Genomic DNA, 16,557 nt, shown 5'->3' with positions numbered 1-16,557 from the left:
CCCTGAACGTATGCGCACGTCTATTCCATGGGGTTGCTGCCGCCGATCTCGGCGGAAATCGCCTGGCGCTTTGACCGTCTCTGTGTGCGCCGCTGAAGGATCACGGCCAGTCCAACGGCGAGAATCAGCGCGACCCCGTTGAACAGGTCGGGGATCCACACAGCCCCAGTGACCAGCGAGAGCCCTTTCACGCCGATTCCGAGCAGGAACAGCGCGACAAGGAGACCGCCGACGTTGTAGCGGCCCGGTTTGATTTGGGTTGCTGCCAGGAAGCAGGCGGCGAACGGGGCCAGTAGATAACTGTTGCCGACCTGAGCAGAAACGCTGCCAATCTCGGCGCTCAACAGCACCGCCGCCACCCCGACCCCGAGCCCGGTCAGGATGAGGGCGCCCACGACGTACCTTTTGGTCGCGATGCCGGCCAGTCGCGCGGCGTCGGCATTCGCTCCAGTAGCGTACAGTCGTCGACCCACCGGGGTGTGTTCCAGCACATACCATGCGGCCAGGGCCAGAACCAGCGCGTAAATAATCAACACGGGTATGCCAAGTGGCTGCCATTCCGCGAAGATCTGGAAGCTCGCCGGCGTAGGACCAACGAATTGGTCGTTGGTAAGGAATTCGGCGGCCGCCAGCAAAGCAGAACCGACTCCAAGCGTTGCGATGAAACTGTCGATTCCCACGACCACGATAAGCAACGCGTTGAGCCCACCGATTGCCCCGCACATCAGAATGGTTGCAACGCAGGCAGCCACCGGATTCCAGTGATATGTGGACACGAGACTGATGCAGACCACAGCGCCAAGACCGACGTTCTGTCCGATGGACAGGTCGAAGACTCCGGCGGCGAGGGCGGCCATGAGGCTCAACGAAACGATGATGGTGATCGCTTCGTTCTGGGCGATTGCCTGAACGGTTGTCGCCGTGAGGAAGGTTTGAGGTATCCAGGAACCGAAGATCACGACTAGAGCGACGATCAGAAAGATACCGCTATATCTGCCAAGTCGAAGTCGTCCGAGGTTGGCGGTCAGCGAAGTCGGCTTCGCCCCAGACCGCATGCTCTCTCCCGCAGGACGCGACTCTGCGATTGCCGCGACGGCCCCGTCCGGGGCGACTCTCGGCGCCGCCCCGGAAGATACTGATGTCCTAGCCATTAGCCTACGCGCCAAGCTTTCTTGAAGAGTGAGTCGAGGTGTGGCCACTGACTCGCGTCACCTATGGCGCTGATGTTGTTCGGTTCCACTACGGAGACCGGACCTGCTGGATTCGGGTCGCCGACCTTGTCGCCGACCATCTGGCGAACGGCTGCGTCAATCATGAACCAGGCATTCTGCCCAGTCGGGTGAACGATGCTGCGGTAGATCAAGCCGGTCTGGAGATCCTTTTCCGACGTGGCGTTTGCCGCGGTTCCGATCACTTTGATCGAACTGAGCCCGGCGCTCTTCAGCGCTCCCGGCAGTCCGGAAATCCAGTCATCCCACGGAAGCGCCACATACTTGACTGCCGGATGTGCTTGCAGAAAGCTCACGACTTCTGCCGGCGCTTTGGTGCCGATGTCCGCGGTGTTCACGTTGAGCGAGTTGAACGTCCCGCCCGCCGCTTCTACAACCTTCTTCAAAGCCGCTCCAGTAGGCGCTGCTGACGGGGTGTCCGGTACGGCGAGGAACATGACGTTCGGGCCAGCCTTCGCATCAGCTACCGCGATGAGACCCTGCACCATTCCTTGCTGGCTCTGCTCGGCGCTGTTGGCCTTGCTGTACGTGTAGGGGGTTCCGGCTCCTGCGGGTGCGTCACCGGCATAAGTGAGAACGATAGCGCCAGCAGAATGCAGGGCGTCGACCTGGGACTTAACCAGGGCCGACGGGAGCACGGCTGCAGCGAAAACAACGTCCGGCTTGTCCTGGACCACAGAGGTCCACGTTGCTGTGTAGGACTCGGGCGTAAATTGTGTTGTCACGACCTTCGTCTTCCACCCCAAAGCCGCAGCCGCCTGCTGGGCATCCTTGGTGTAGAGCGCGCATACCGGGACAGCGCAGTTGATAATGTCCATCGTCTTGCCAGCGGGCGGCTTCTTGTTCAGGGCCACAACATCGACTGATGGCTTCGCATTCGAATATTGCGCGAGCTTGGCGATGTCCGCCTTTACTATGGCGGATTCGGCCCCACCGCGTGGTGTCGAGCCGTCGGAGGGCGTGCCAGTGCCGCTGCACGCGGCGAGCGTGAGCAGCGCCGCGGTCGACGCAGCGATCACCCCCATGTTTCGTAGCTTTTTCATCTCTTACACTCCTTTATGTAATGTGCTGACTTGGTGTTGGGTTGAAGGCGTTCACTTCATGTGCGGGCTGACGTCAGCCCGCTCGTTCGTTGTAGTTGAGGCTGATGCGTGCGATATCGACTGGTGACTGCCGCCCGACCAGTTCACGGATTGGGCTTCCCTCAGCCACCACTAGGACTCGGTCGCATAGCTCCGCTAACTCTTCGACGTCGGACGAGGAGACAATGACCGTTGCGCCGTCGGATGCGGCGTCACGCAGCTCGCTGTAGATGGCTGACTTCGCACCGGCGTCGACTCCAACGGTGGGCTCGTCTAGCAGCAGTGCAGCGGGCTGGCAACGAAGCATTCGCGCAATAACGACCTTTTGCTGGTTACCGCCGCTGAGGTCCGATAACACCGCTTCCGCACGATTCGGTCTGATGTCGAGCCGGGCTATCCAGTCCCTGGCCTCGGCGGACTCCGCCCGCTGGGACAGTCGCTGAGTTATGCGCGCGTAATTCAACTTCGGAATTGTGAGATTCTCGCGCACGCTCCAGCCGAGAAAGGCACCGAGTCGGCGGCGATCGGCAGGCGAATAGCTGATGCCTGACCGGATTGCGAGGCGCGGCGATCCAGCAGCTATTTGCTTGCCGAGAATCGTGACGTTTCCCGAGTCACGCATCAGGGAGCCGTAGACGAGACCCAGTATCGATTCGTATCCGGAACCCACGAGGCCCGTTATGCCGAGGATCTCTCCCGAATGGCCCGTGAAGCTGAAGTCGACGACGTTTTCGCCGCTCACCCGATCGGCAACAAGCACTGGGTTCCAGGTGTCCGATCGAGAGGACTCCTCTCGCTTTTCGAGCTTTTTGCCGAGGATTAGTTCCACCAGTCCATCAGCATCGACCGCGCCAATAGCTTCTGTCGCCACGCGCTGACCGTCGCGAAGCACCGTGACCCGGTCGGCGATCGTGAAGACTTCCGCCAACCGATGCGTGACGTAAAGAATGGTGACGCCCTGTGCTTTCAGCGCCTTGAGGAGGTCCATCAGTTGATGTACTTCTTCAGGCGGCAACGACGCTGTCGGCTCGTCGAGGACCAACACGCCCTCGTTCGCGAGTCCATCCTCCACAGCTCGGATGATCGCGATCATCGACTTCTGCGCCGCACTGAGCGCAGCGACCGGCATTCCCGGATCGATCTCCAGCCCATATTTGCGGAGCATGGCACGAGCCTCCGTTCGCTCTTTGCGATGGGAAAGCCACCATGTTTGTCCATAGCTTCCGCCTAGCTTGAGGTTCTCGGTGACGTCGAGCGTGTCGATGAGGCCCAGGTCCTGGTGAATGAAGCGAAGGCCGGCAAGATGCGATGAACGAGCCGAGCCGAATGCCAAGGGCTCGCCGGCTATGGTCACCTCGGCGCCTGGTTCAGGATTGTGATAGCCGGCCAGGACCTTGATCAGCGTCGATTTCCCAGACCCGTTCGCCCCCAGCAGAGCATGCACCTCACCGCGGCGTAGCGTGAGGTCGACTTGGTCGAGTGCGCGTTGTCCGGCAAAATACATGGATACGTCTCTCGCCAGCAGTTGCTCGATCACCATCTCACCGCCGGAGTCAACGAAGTCAATTCGTTCGCCACTCAATGGTGCCGCCCCCCTAACAGGATCCGTCGCAGAGTTCACCGCTCGGGGGATCGTGCCCGCTCGCTCGGCCCTGCCCAGCCGGGTGTTCACAGCAGGGATTCGGTCACGGCCAGAAGCGGCGCACCGGTCAGTGACGACGACTCGCTACGCTTCACCCGGTCGGGGAACTGGATCAGCTCGACGATGTTGCCGTCCGGATCAAATCCGTACGCGACGTGAAGCATTCCCATCGCGTCGATCGGGGCATCGTTCTGGAATCGCATGCCCGCAGCGGCGAGGCGCACGTACTCCCCGTAGATATCGGTCACCTCGAAACAAATATGGGTTATGCCGTAGTCGTTTACCCGCCAATGTGGGTCTCTCGGGTTGGGAGTGGGGTGCGTGTACTGGAAGAGCTCAATGAACGCGTTACTACTGCGCAGATAGACGAACTTAGCCTCAGAGTTGTCGAGGCCGACGATGCTGTCGGTGAGCTCGTTGCCCTGCTCCCATCCAAACCGGGTCACCTCTTCGAGTCCGAATAGTTCGCAATAGAACGCCTTGAGCCGATCAAGATCTGGGGTGGAGATGCAGGCATGGTGGATTCCGATGATCATACGAACTCCTTTTGATCGGCTACCAGCGTCGGGGTGGAGGGACTCGAAATCGAGTCGGCGGTGTGCAGGGCATAGGAGATCGTCGTCAGAGTGGGGTTCGACGCCGTTCGCTCGCCGAGCACCGCGTTCCCGGCGACGTAGCAGTTCTCGTAGCCCCATAGCCGTCCTTCTGACGAGACCACAGAGCTTTGAGATTCGACCGCGTCCATTCGGCACGAACCCGAGAGATGGTGAGAACCCGCGCGCTGGGGCATTCGCATGCCCCATCCGTCGACGAGGTCGCCCAGGTCACTCGACAGCAGGAACAGCTCGCGCAGTGCGTCGCTCGTCACCTCGAAGTCGCGCTCACTCAGCTCGAGTTGTCCGCTCGCCGTCGGAAGACCGAACTTGTCGACGGTTCCGGCGTCGAACTGGAGTCGATTGCCTGCGTTTGGCGCTACGGGGCAGAATGAAATTAGGTCGATGGTGTTGCCGAACGGCGCTTCGGCCGGGATCGCTGGGTTGAAATTCCATTGAGTAGCGTTGATCGTTGTGGACCATTCGTGGGCTTCCGACGCGGGGATCCATACGCTCGGCGGGAAGTGGTTCGACTCTGTGCGCTGCTTGAGCGCTTCCTTGAGGTAGACCCGGGTTGCGACGATGGTGTGTTCGGTCAGGTATGCGCCGAGGGCCGGTCCAGCGTCGAGCCCGGATGCGGCGATCAGTTGTGCGCTACCGAGAGTTCCTGCTGCGATGACGACAGCGCCTGCCTTGATGCGGACGGGACCGCCTCCAGAGACGGGATAGGCGAGTACGCCGTCCACTGCTCCAGACCTGCCAATTACGGAGCGCACCACGTGATCGGTCACGATTCGAATGTTCGCTTGGGCGCCGCGAAGCAGATCATCTGCTCCGCTAAACCTCCATCTGCCGGTCTTCCTCCGTTCCGCGGCAATGGGTGCGGGCTGGACTTGCCGACCTGTCGGCAACGGACCGACGCGCCGCGCGACGATGTCCTCGAATTCGTTGTAACGCTCGTCTTCGGTGCTGATTCCACTGCCAACGTGCATCAGCTCCGATGCACGCGAGACAAGCTTGTCCCAGCCGTCGTAATCGATCCAACTGGGCAGCTCCCATCGGTCGGGAGTGGGCGCGTTATGGGTCCATGCGACCAGCATTCCCCCGACGCCGTGCCGTCCGACCAGGCCGGGAAGCCCCGCTGGGGAGGCGGAAGCTTGGTTGAGCGGCGAAAGGACGCCCGCAAGGAAGTCGCCGAATCCGCGGGTGCCCGCCGGGGTGCTGTCGAGATTGCGACCATGTGCGCCGGTTCCGCCGGGGCCGGCCTCGATCACGATGACGCTGTGACCCTTGCGGGAGAGTTCTCCCGCAACCGCGGCGCCGCCGGCGCCACTTCCGACGACAACGACGTCGACGCTGCGCGGCAGTTCCTCTGAAATGTTGATCACTTTTCGTCCTTTCGAGCGCCCAGTGGCGTTCTTTGAGTCGTTTGGGGCGCGTGAATGCCCACGGGTTGACTTGGATGCCGCATCGATCCATCGGCGATTCGTGATGCTGCTGCCCGAAACAGCGCACACGAACTGAACTATGCCCGCGCATTGGGCGGGCTGTGCAAGGAGTGGGTGCTAGGCGGACGATCTTCGGGGCCTGGCGAGGCACCGGTCAGTCATTCGTTGCGCCATTCCTTTGCCTTGGGAAGCAGTCGGACTGCGGTCGTCGCCTCATATGGCAGTTCGTGGTCGGGGTATGAGAACAGTTCAAGCCACAGTCCGATAGGCGTTTGGACCTGAAGTATGGTGACGCCCGCCTGCGGCACGCTCTCCAAAAGCACAGGGTCACCGTAAGCGACGCACCCATGTGCCTCGAGGTAGTCCATAGCCGCCACGACATCGCCCACATGAATTGCCAGATGGGTGGCGCCTAGGTTGCTAGGCCGCGGCCAGTCGCCTAGACCATCTGGGGACTCCCATGCCAGCAGTTCCACAACCTGCGTCGACCCCAGGCGGATCATGACGACGTTCGTTGACGCCCGGGGGTGGACCGCGAAGTGAGTGGTCATCCACTCGCCGGAAGGATCTGCGAACGGGCCCGCCCGGAAGATCTCCTCCCCGCCGAGGACGTTAACGAGGAAAGCAACGCCTTGCTCAAGATCGGGTACTGTCCAACCGACATGGTCAACGTTGGTTGCCGTCGGGATTCCCCGAGTTGTGGTTCGCGGCTTCGTTTGCATTCCATATCTCCTTTGATACGTCTGTGGTGCAGTCACGCGATTCGACTTAGCGAGAAATCAGACATCGACTTGCACACCGTCAAACGACGCAGGTCATTTCTTCTCTTCGATGACGACAGGGTCTCTGCCCTATCGATTCCCGGAAGGGGCCCGCTGTAGCGTGGTTTCATAGTAGGAGCGTCGAAGTCCGACGGTCCAATACTTGTTCGTCGCCCAATCGATATGCCCGAGGTATGGGCGATCCGCACGTCCTGCGGAACAAACTGGTTGATGAATAGTTGATTCCCGGCCGGGCCCGAGGCGGACAGGCGCCAGGGCAGCCCGTCCGCATTGCGGAACGGAACAGACTCAACGGAGTCGCGCGGACGACGACCCAGCCGCCACAATCCAGACCGGTGAGGCCGCCAGGGTCGTGGTGCAGCACATTTCGAGGTGCTGGTGGGCCCGGTGGAGACGTGGACTTGGCGTATTTCCCGCGCCAATTGGTCCCGACTGTGCTGACGTGGTTCGATTCTTGGACCCAATTGCTGCAGACTCGTCGCGGCCTCGCCGGTGCCGCTTGATTCCCTCAGCGCCTGATTCATCGCCGGTCTACATCAGCCAGGAGTGCGCGTGCCGGCTGACGTTCGTGCCTGGTTGACAGCGCCCCCAGCAGCGATCGTCGAGAGCGCGTCACATGTATGGCGTTGGCGGCACCGTGGGCACGGCGCGGCGTAGACCATCGTTCCTTGGTTCTGCCGAACTTCCAGATCGCGACGGCGACGCCCCAAACCGCGATGAATAGGGCGCCGATGAGGTAGCCCGCGTTGCCCATCGGCAAATTGGCGATCGCGGCTGAGGGTCCGGTCATGATTCCGGTCTCTTTCGAGAAGTCACCGATTAGCTCGACGGGTGCCAACGAGTCATCCTCGACCTGCCCAGCAACGGCGCGAACGCCGAGGGCCAACAGGACTGCGAGGGCGAAAACGATGGTGGAGTGTCCCGAGCGAAACCAGAACCCGACTGACAATGGTCTTCGGCTGGCCTCGAGCGGGAGCGGTCTTCGAGAAGCTTTCGAGTCATGTTGTCGACTACGGCAAATGAGCGTTCGGCGGTCGTTCTCGTCAAGACGGCGTATGAAGTCGCGGAAGCAGCCTCGGTCCTGCCCGAGCACGGGGCTCTCATTTCCAGTCAGGTGGCTTGCACTCCGGACTGGCCTGGTCGTCACTTCACGTCATCGCAATCGCGCGGCCTAGTTGATCTGGCGTTCGAGACCTTCCCAGTAAGGGGCTCGGAGCTTGAACTTCTGCAGCTTCCCGGTGGCCGTTCGTGAGAGCTCAACGCGGAATTCGATCGAGGTGGGTGCCTTGTATCCGGCCGCTTTCCGCTTACACCATAGGATCAGCTCCTGCTCGGTCACCTGGTTTCCTGGAATGAGCACCACCAGGGCCTTGATCGTCTCGCCCCACTTATCGTGGGGGACGCCGATTACGGCAACTTCCGAAACAGCAGGATGGGAAAAGATCACGTCCTCGATCTCGATCGACGAGACATTCTCGCCCCCGGTGATGATGACATCCTTCTTACGGTCGGTAATGGTTAGGTATCCGTCGTGACCGATTTTGCCCCCGTCGCCAGTATGGAACCATCCTCCGGCCAGTGCCTCGGCGGATTCCGCCGGTTGCCGCCAATAGCCGGCGAGCGCAGTGTTGGAACGCGCGAGCACTTCGCCATCAGGCGCGGTCATCAGCGACACGCCGAGCGCAGGAGCACCAGCGCGGATTAGATGATGTGCGCGATCCTCCGCAGACAGCGCGTCCCATTCGGCGCGGGTGCGATTAAGGGTGAGGAGGGGCGAGGTTTCGGTCAGGCCGTAAAGCTGGATGAACTCCCAGCCAAGTTCTTCCTCGACTCGCACCACCGTGCGTGTCGGCGGCGGGGCACCCGCAACGATGATGCGCACCCTGTCGCGACCGGGAATCTCGCCCTCCCAGGTCTGCGCTGCCTCGAGTATCGAAGAGACAACCGCCGGTGCCGCGCACAGAATCGTGACACCGTGCTTGTGCACCCGGCGAAGGATCTCCGCGCCGTCCACCTTGCGTAGCACGACCTGGGTCACACCGAGCCCCGTTGCAGTGAAGGGCATACCCCAACCGTTCACATGGAACATCGGAAGGGTGTGCAAATAGACATCGCGATCGCTGACGCCGGCATGCAGTCCCAAGGTCATCGCGTCGATCCAGATGTTTCGATGGGTCAGCTGCACACCTTTTGGGCGTGCCGTCGTGCCGGAGGTGTAGTTGATGCAGGCAGTTGCGTTCTCGTCAGGAACCCATTGCTTGGGCACCGCGCCCTTCTCGGCGTAGATGCGCTCGTCGTCGCCCAGGATGATCCGATGTTCCGCTCGAACCTCCGCCAGGGCGACATCTAGTTCCGGATCGATGAGAACCATGCGCGCGCCGGAATGGGCGATGATGTAGCTGATTTCGTCCGGACGCAACCTGAAGTTCACCGGCACTAGAACCCGCCCGCTTCCTGCGACGCCGAAGAACGAGGTGAGCATCCGGGCAGAGTTTTGCGACACTATGGCGACGCGTTCACCCACCCCGATCGCGAGCTCGTCCAGCTTGGCTGCTTGGCGCGCCGCGAGCTCAAGAACTTCCACGTAAGTGAGTTCGCCGAGGGAGACGGCGGGTTGGTCCTCTTCGTCCACGACCCCAACTCGGTCGCCATAAACGCTGGCGGCGCGGTTGATGAAGTCGGACACGCTAAAGGGCACAATCATTGTGACTCCTTTAATGGGCGCTGTGGATGCCGTAGAGCTGTGTGATCACTTCGGACATCGGTAGTCCGGCGGCGATGTCGTCGAACATCTTCGCTTCTCGGCTGTCGATCGCCTCACACCGTGCGATGACGTCATCGATCACCGAGTGGGGAACGATGCACACGCCGGTTTCGTCGGCAACGACCAGGTCGCCCGCCTCGACTGTCACACCGGCCAGCGCGATCGTTCCGTTGATCTCCACCGAGGTTCCGCGCCACTTACCAGTTCTTGGGGTGATGTCTCGGCTCCAGATCGGGAACCCACGCCTACGGGACTGCCCAACGTCTCGGACTGCGCCATCGACAATCGCTCCCGCAAGCTGCCCTCGTCGTGCCATCGCTGCGACGAGCCCGCCCATGTTCGACACCTCGGGAAGGCCCGAGACCACAACGACGTCGCCAGGAAGCGCAACTTCCACCGCGTGGATCTCTGCCATCAGCCAGGTGCCGTCTGTAACCGCTTTGTAGATATCGACCCTGCTTGGCGAGTTCCGGAGTGTGATCGCCCGGCCTACAATTCGTTCGCTGGGAAGAGTCGGGACGAGAGTGGACGAACCGATGCACCCGTTGATACCGAGGGCGTCGAGTGCGTCCGCCACAGTTGCTGAAAGGTCGTCGAGCGCCAGGAACCGCGCGATAATAGTGTCGTCGATGGGCTGGGGCATCGGATGCACGTTGACCCAATCGAAATTCTGCTTTGGTGCTTCAGGCATGTTTGTGTTCCTTCTAATGTGAGTGGTTTATTGCTCTTCCGGCCGCCGACCAGGGTCGGGCAAATAATCCGAGGCCTGCGCTCCCGAATCGGTTCGCCGGCCGAGGCTACGAGGATCTGGGACAGCTCTGGTCGACGGGATCAATGCCACGCATGACGATGCTCCGCCAAGACGTCGCCGCCGAAGTCCTTGGAAATGTGCCGAATGACTCCATGGGCGTGGTTCGCGTTACGAGAAGTGTTATCCCATTCGATCAACATGTCGTCGCCCTGGACTCGGTAATAATTGGGTGCCCCGACGTTGGTCGGTCCGGCCCAGGCAAAGTAGAGATTCTCGACGTCCCAACTCGGCACCAGACCGGCAGGCAACCCGTCGTGATAGGTGCGCACCAAACGATCGAGAAGGTTCTGCTGACTCCGATCCAATTCCGCTCCGCAGATACCTTTCGGCGCCGACGTCACCGCGACGTGCTCGTGGTCGGCGTGATCGTATTTCGACAGCGCGTCTCGCGCGATTCCGCCTACGCGCAGACGCTCAATGAGGTCGTCGTCGCCAGCCCTGCGCCGCATGATCTCCGGCAGGGTGAGCATGGTGGCCCCGTCAGTGAAGGCGGACCTGTTGCCCATGACGATGTCGGCGGGGGCGCGATCGAGGAGCATGGCAACAGCGCGGGCTTTCGGCGTCAGTGAATTGACGAGATCCCTGCCCGTCGACTGAAACGCTTTCAACGGGTCGAGACTCGCGCCGCCGGGCAGCGGTGAGACTGCTGGGTCCAGACCGAAGAATCTCGGTGTCGTCGATCGCACCTCCCCGCCGACGATCAGAAAGTTCAAGGAGATGTGGTGTCCTCCGAACCTCCAACCCCACGGCTCGTCCCCTTCCGGGTCTCCGAACACCCGGAGGTAGTAGCGTGACGGGTCTCGTCCTCGTCTTGTGTCGAACTCCGACGAGAACTCCTCGATGTAGTCGAGAATGTTCTCGGTACCCATGATCGTCGAGACGAGGGCGTACCCTTCTGGCGATAACCCCGACGCCACCAGCTGCATTGCGCGACGTTGTTGCCAATCGAACTGGGCGTTGAATGGAAGCCCGCCATGATCCGTCGGGGCATAGAACCACTTTCTACGTTCGGCCTCGTGTTCACCCCCGGGCTGTCCCCACCAAGCGGGACCCTGCTGCTCCTCGTCGAGGTCTGCGAGCCAGGCGGCGGCAGCGCGCGACATCGTTCGCGCCACTGCCTTTGGCGCTGTATCTGGTTCGTTCATGGCATTTATTCCTCCTGGCCTTCGTTGCCCGCGGTCTTCGTGCGTCAGTAGAAGATCGGACCCAATAGGCCGCCGCCCGCTGCGACCGCGTCGCCGTTGATCGCCACGCTCAGCGGCGAGGCTAGGAAAGTCACGACGTGCGCCACCTCGGAAGGTTGCACGAGCCGCCCGATGCTGACGTCGGCAGCGAGGCTTTTCGCGAACTCGGCTTCGGTCACCCCTCGTGCAGCGGCGCCAGCCCGGATCATGTCCTGGACGCCTTCGGTCTCGGTGATCCACGGGTGGAGCACCGTCACGTTGACTCCGCGGGGGCCGAGCTCGTCTGCCAAGTTCTTTGACATCGCGGCGACTGAGGCGTTACGGACGGAGCCGAATATTGAGCCTGTACGCCGCACGGCAAGTCCGCTTATGTTGATGATTCGGCCCCAGCCGCGCTCCGTCATTTGCGGCGCGACAGCTCGTATAACGCGTAGGTACCCAAGTACTTTGGTCTCGATCTCCATACGCAGGTCATCGTCGTTCAGGTCGAGGAACCCGGTCGGCGGACCGCCAGCGGCTTTGGCCGCCCCGTTGACCAAAATATCGATGCCCCCGAATCGCTCCGTCGCCTGGTCGACGGCGGCCTGCACTTCGCCGTCAACATTGGTGTCCGCGACGACGCCGAGCGCCTCGTGACCTTCGGCGCGAAGCCGGGCTGCCGCGGATTCAACGGCTTCGGCCCCTCGCGCCAAGAGAACTATTCGCGTTCCTTCGCTCGCGAGTTCGCTCGCTATTGCGAATCCCAGCCCCCGGCTCCCGCCGGTTACCAGGGCGGTCTTGCCATTCAATTTCAGATCCACGATGGGTGCTCCTTCTCGACTACTGGCCCCTTAGCGCGTCGACAGCTGCCGACTCGTATCCTGCGGGTGATGGGGTATAACGTTTGGTCGTCAGGCGTCGGCGTCGAGGACACGACGCCACTGCCAGGTGTCGCTGTACTGCTGGAAGTGCACGACCTTGCTGTTGTCGAAAGTCCAGACGTGAGCGTAGATCGCGTCGAGGTCTTTGCCGGTGTTAGTTGTGCCGGTGTAGCGGCCTTCCACCACGACAGTCTGTCCGCCGTCGACGATTCGCTTGACGGGCATGTGGAATTCAGCGAAGTCCTTCGCGAGTTCGTCGAACACGTACTTCTGGATGTCGCCTGGGCTGACGATGGAGTGGCCGGGTGAGTACGGGATATTCTCGGCTTCGATCCATTCCACGTCGGGCGCGAGCGCCTCGAAGATAGGCTTGAAGTCGCCCTCGGCCAGGTGGGTGTAAATGTTCTCGACGATGCTGGCGTTGCTCATTATTTTGTGTTGTCCTTCGCGGTGTTATTTGTTTGATTGTTGTGGACTAATGACGGCCGGAGCGGGCCCGTTAGGAAAGCGGTTGCGAGGTCGCGACGATGCGGTTGCGGAGCGATCCGACGCCTTCGAGTTGGACCTCGACAAGTTGTCCGGCTCGCAAGAACCTTCCGCTGGAGACTCCTACGCCGCCGGGAGTGCCGGTCAAGATCACGTCGCCCCTCTGGAGAGTCGTGTACTGGCTGATCCGCGAGACGAGTTCCGGCACGGTGAAGTGCATTTCGGCAGTATTAGACTCCTGGCGCACTTCCCCATCGACCAACGTCCGCAGAATTAGCGCCTGGCCCTCGCGCACACTGTCCCTGCTGAGGATCGCTGGGCCGAGCGGTTTGAACCCGTCGAACCCTTTCGCCAGTCCGACGTTGGGGCCCGCGACGTGAAGGTTGCTGCCATCCTGGACGTCCCTTGCGGTTATGTCATTGGCCGCCGTGATTCCGGCAACATGCGACCATGCCGCTGCGACCGTGACGTCGGTGGCCGGCTCGCCGATGATCACAGCCATTTCGCCTTCAAAGTCCACCGCCATGTCGGCGATCCGCGGAAGGGGAATATCCTCGGTCGGCCCGATCACCGCCGACGACGACGTGAGGTGCACTCTCGGTACCAACGGAAGTTCCGCTCCGATTTCGACGGCGTGGTCGTTATAGTTCAACCCGACAATGACGATCTTGCCGGGGCGCGGCATGGGCGCCACAAGCGTCACCAACTCGCGCTCCATAGTGGCGCTGACCTTCGCCCCTTCGAGCTGACTAAACTGCCCCGACGTAAGGAGATCCGAAACGGTGGCGCGTCCGACGTCTAAGACCTCGTAGCGGGTGCCGAGGACGCGGGCGATTCCCAGTGTTGTTTGCGCTACCAACAAAGTGACCCCTTCGTCTCTGTCCGGCTGTTGTTCCGGCGCATCGGCTCCGATGGCCGCCTGCGCCAATCCTGCGGGCGGGGGCACGCCAGTGTCCAATACCAATTCAGATAGGCACCGATACTCGACAACTATCGGGCAGCCTTGGAGGGCCAGTTTGAGACTATGTCGCCGTGACGACCCTGCGCTTTGGTGGGTCTTGGACCAACGGCACGACTGGGGCTCCATGATCGACTTCGACTTCGACTTCCTCGCGCACGATGTCAAGAAAGCGTTCCATGACACGTGGGATGGGTCCGACTGCCCAAGCGACTGCCACCTCGGTTGAGATGATGGGTTGAGACAGCGCGATCCATTCCACGTATTTCGATCTCCGCGACATGCCCGACGTTGGTACCAGTGATACACCCATCCCGCACGCGACGTAGCCGATCTGCGCCTGAATGGAGGTCGCTTCGATCACCGTGCGGGGAGTCACCCCCGCGTTGGCCAGGGCTGAAAGGGATTGGTCGTAGTAATACGGTGAGATATCGCGCGACGTTACGACGAATGGCTCGAACGCGAGGTCCGCGATGTCAATCGGTCCGACGCCCACGAGCCGATGACCGACCGGAACTATCGCCTCGAATCGCCCCGTCCGCATCGGGAGTATCTCCAGCCCCTCGACCGGGTCGCCGGCACGGACGAACGCGATGTCTAACGTGCCGGCGAGCAGCGAATCAATGCTCTCCTGTGTGCCAGACTCCCGGAGATCAAGCACGATGTTGGGATTTTCTCGGCGGAATCTCGGTACCACCATCGGGAGCTCCTCCAGAAACGCGTACGGGACACCTGCTACGCGTAGTCGGCCGAGGTCTCCCGCCGCGGTCTGATTCACGGCACGTCGCGCTCTGCTGACCTGATCGGTGATCTGCCGAGCCTCCAGAAGAAACACTTCACCCTCTCGGGTGAGGGTCGTCCCGCGACCGGTCCGATCGAAAAGCCTGACGCCAAGCTCTTTCTCGAGCGCCTGGATTTGCGCACTCAGCGGTGGCTGGGCCATGTGCAGCCGAGCCGCCGCGCGACCAAAGTTCAGCTCCTCGGCCACGGCGATGAAGTAGCGAACATGTCTGAGTTCCAAACTCATGCTTCTCGCTCCTTCGTGAGGCACCCGGGTGAAGGATGTGGTAGCGACCGGACCGGTGGCGGTACAGGGCACTTCGATGAAACATTACGCCCCTTGACTCATCCAAACTATTCATGTTCTGGGGAAGCCATCAATTTGCGGATGGCAACCATTCCTCGCACTGGAATCTCTTGTCGCTGTCGCGGATTCTGTATCGATCCCGCATACGCGGGAACGCAAACGATCTTGCTTCGTCGCGAATCTCGAGGAATAAAGATGACTCCGGCCCGGGAGTGGCGAAGTCGCAGACGCCCTCCGCGCGATCGAAGCTGCGGGACTACGGTGGGGTCTGCTCGGTCGGTCGGAGATGCGGCGGGAGAAACACTTCGCGCGCGTGGCGCACAAAGTCTCACTGTCACGTTGCTGGCCCCGATAATCGGCCAGTGGCATCGGGGCCCCCGAAGTAAAGATCAGTCTCCGCGAGTCACTCGAGCGATCTGTGAATTGTCGTCATCTTGGCCTCCGCGCCGCTTGCCAACCGTTCGACCCACTCCTGGTGATAGCACGAACGCTGGTAGTATAGCGATCACTATTGAAAGTTCGGCGCCGCACTTCGCCGCCGACCGGCCGAGCCAGAACGATGGATGCACGGTACTACTTCTCAGGAATCCCGCTAACGGAGTCGGTGACCAGACTGAAATGCTCCCCCGGTTGGCGACCACTGCAGCTTCCACATGATGACCACGTGGCGGGCAGACGGCCGCGCCACTTTCATCGACGGAATTCAATTCCTGTCCACGTCCATTCCGAGGGGGATAACACCATGCCGAGAACTCGTAAGTTCGATTACGACACCGCCCTGGACGCGGCAGTTTCGGTTTTCTGGCGCCAAGGTTATGACGGCACATCGCTACACGATCTGACTGAAGCAATGGGCGTGAATCCTCCAAGCCTTTACGGGGCATTCGGCAACAAGCGGCAACTCTTCCACCTCGCCGTAGAGCGTTACATGATTGGGCCGCTAAAACGTCTCGAACAAGTGAGGGCGGAAGGCGGTGCGGCCGAGGTTACGCGGTCGGTTCTGGACGGATTCTTGGAGGACAGTACTCGCCCAGACGAGGCCCCGGGCTGTTTCATGGTGCAAGGTGCCCTCGTCTGCGCTGACGACCATGCGGATGCTGCCGCCGAGCTTGCCGATCTACGGAAACTCACCCAGCAGTCGCTCGCTATCGCCTATGAGCGAGCCCTGTACGCCGGCGAGCTGCGCACGGGTACCTCGCCCGAGGTTTTGGCGCTGTACGTGTCGACAGTCGCCATGGGCATCACCGTTCAGGCGAACAACGGAATACCCGCAACAGACCTGCAGGAGGTAATTGACATCACGGTCGCGGGGCTACCCTACCGAAACTAGAGTTCACTGCTGGGTACTGTTCTCTTGGAATCCCAGTGCACCCAGGACAGGGTCGCGAGTTTGATTCGGCCTGGGTTTAGTTCCGTCTTTTGCTCAAGGATGGAACTGATGGCTAGATATACGACTGAGATGCGTGAGCGGGCTCTGAGGATGCTCGGTGAGGCGCGGGTGGATCACCCGAATCAGATGACGGCGATCCGGCATGTGGCAGGGCTGCTGGGGATGAGTCCCGAGACGTTGCGGGTGTGGCAGCGCCGTTACGAGGTCGACGCGGGCGCAAGGCCCGGCGTCACGTCGGACG

At 61.3% G+C, this 16,557-nt stretch carries 15 protein-coding genes and 1 pseudogene; 2 read left to right on the top strand and 14 right to left on the bottom strand.

Features of this window, described 5'->3' with window-relative positions; genetic code table 11:
- Positions 1-20: 20 nt before the first annotated feature.
- The 14 genes from FVP33_RS08630 to FVP33_RS08565 all read right to left on the bottom strand — a co-directional run bounded on the left by FVP33_RS08630 (position 21) and on the right by FVP33_RS08565 (position 14,866).
- Positions 21-959: an ABC transporter permease gene (locus FVP33_RS08630; protein ID WP_187270642.1), complete on the bottom strand. Its 939-nt coding sequence runs from the start codon at positions 957-959 to the stop codon at positions 21-23.
- 191 nt (positions 960-1,150) lie between these two features.
- Positions 1,151-2,272: a sugar ABC transporter substrate-binding protein gene (locus FVP33_RS08625; RefSeq protein ID WP_147783258.1), complete on the bottom strand. Its 1,122-nt coding sequence runs from the start codon at positions 2,270-2,272 to the stop codon at positions 1,151-1,153.
- Between the two features lie 73 nt (positions 2,273-2,345).
- Complete coding sequence (locus FVP33_RS08620; RefSeq protein WP_147783257.1) at positions 2,346-3,893, bottom strand: sugar ABC transporter ATP-binding protein; 1,548 nt, start codon at positions 3,891-3,893, stop codon at positions 2,346-2,348.
- An 86-nt stretch (positions 3,894-3,979) separates the two neighbouring features.
- A complete protein-coding gene (locus tag FVP33_RS08615) occupies positions 3,980-4,489 on the bottom strand; it encodes a VOC family protein (RefSeq protein WP_187270641.1) in 510 nt (169 codons plus the stop codon).
- On the bottom strand, positions 4,486-6,063 hold the full coding sequence (locus FVP33_RS08610; RefSeq protein ID WP_147783255.1) for an FAD-dependent oxidoreductase: 1,578 nt from the start codon (positions 6,061-6,063) through the stop codon (positions 4,486-4,488). Before FVP33_RS08610 ends, FVP33_RS08615 begins: the two co-directional genes overlap by 4 nt.
- An 89-nt stretch (positions 6,064-6,152) precedes the next feature.
- Positions 6,153-6,716, bottom strand: a complete 564-nt coding sequence (locus FVP33_RS08605) for a VOC family protein (protein WP_147783254.1) — start codon at positions 6,714-6,716, stop codon at positions 6,153-6,155.
- A gap of 580 nt (positions 6,717-7,296) precedes the next feature.
- The gene (locus tag FVP33_RS19475; protein WP_187270653.1) at positions 7,297-7,614 is read right to left on the bottom strand and encodes a hypothetical protein; all 318 of its coding nucleotides are present in this window, start codon (positions 7,612-7,614) and stop codon (positions 7,297-7,299) included.
- Between the two features lie 333 nt (positions 7,615-7,947).
- The gene (locus FVP33_RS08595; RefSeq protein ID WP_246142261.1) at positions 7,948-9,462 is read right to left on the bottom strand and encodes an AMP-binding protein; all 1,515 of its coding nucleotides are present in this window, start codon (positions 9,460-9,462) and stop codon (positions 7,948-7,950) included.
- Positions 9,463-9,490: 28 nt separating this feature from the next.
- Positions 9,491-10,231, bottom strand: a complete 741-nt coding sequence (locus FVP33_RS08590; protein WP_147783252.1) for an RraA family protein — start codon at positions 10,229-10,231, stop codon at positions 9,491-9,493.
- 140 nt (positions 10,232-10,371) lie between these two features.
- Complete coding sequence (locus tag FVP33_RS08585) at positions 10,372-11,496, bottom strand: DUF3500 domain-containing protein (RefSeq protein WP_222706668.1); 1,125 nt, start codon at positions 11,494-11,496, stop codon at positions 10,372-10,374.
- Between the two features lie 44 nt (positions 11,497-11,540).
- Positions 11,541-12,335 (bottom strand): SDR family NAD(P)-dependent oxidoreductase, encoded by a 795-nt coding sequence (locus FVP33_RS08580; protein ID WP_147783251.1) that lies wholly within the window; start codon positions 12,333-12,335, stop codon positions 11,541-11,543.
- A 90-nt stretch (positions 12,336-12,425) separates the two neighbouring features.
- Positions 12,426-12,824, bottom strand: coding sequence for a nuclear transport factor 2 family protein (locus FVP33_RS08575; protein ID WP_147783250.1), 399 nt, complete (start codon positions 12,822-12,824; stop codon positions 12,426-12,428).
- A gap of 70 nt (positions 12,825-12,894) precedes the next feature.
- Positions 12,895-13,839, bottom strand: a complete 945-nt coding sequence (locus tag FVP33_RS08570; RefSeq protein ID WP_187270640.1) for a fumarylacetoacetate hydrolase family protein — start codon at positions 13,837-13,839, stop codon at positions 12,895-12,897.
- Positions 13,840-13,903: 64 nt separating this feature from the next.
- Positions 13,904-14,866, bottom strand: coding sequence for a LysR family transcriptional regulator (locus FVP33_RS08565; protein WP_147783248.1), 963 nt, complete (start codon positions 14,864-14,866; stop codon positions 13,904-13,906).
- An 802-nt stretch (positions 14,867-15,668) separates the two neighbouring features.
- On the opposite strand from FVP33_RS08565, the gene FVP33_RS08560 reads away from it, so the two are divergent.
- Both FVP33_RS08560 and FVP33_RS08555 read left to right on the top strand, forming a co-directional pair.
- On the top strand, positions 15,669-16,256 hold the full coding sequence (locus FVP33_RS08560) for a TetR/AcrR family transcriptional regulator (protein ID WP_187270639.1): 588 nt from the start codon (positions 15,669-15,671) through the stop codon (positions 16,254-16,256).
- Positions 16,257-16,364: 108 nt separating this feature from the next.
- A pseudogene (locus FVP33_RS08555) lies at positions 16,365-16,557 on the top strand (IS3-like element ISMyma3 family transposase); the annotation flags it as partial.

The organism is Lacisediminihabitans profunda (assembly GCF_008040105.1).
GTDB classification, from domain to species: Bacteria; Actinomycetota; Actinomycetes; order Actinomycetales; family Microbacteriaceae; genus Lacisediminihabitans; species Lacisediminihabitans profunda.
This window is presented reverse-complemented; position numbering and strand designations above follow the sequence as displayed.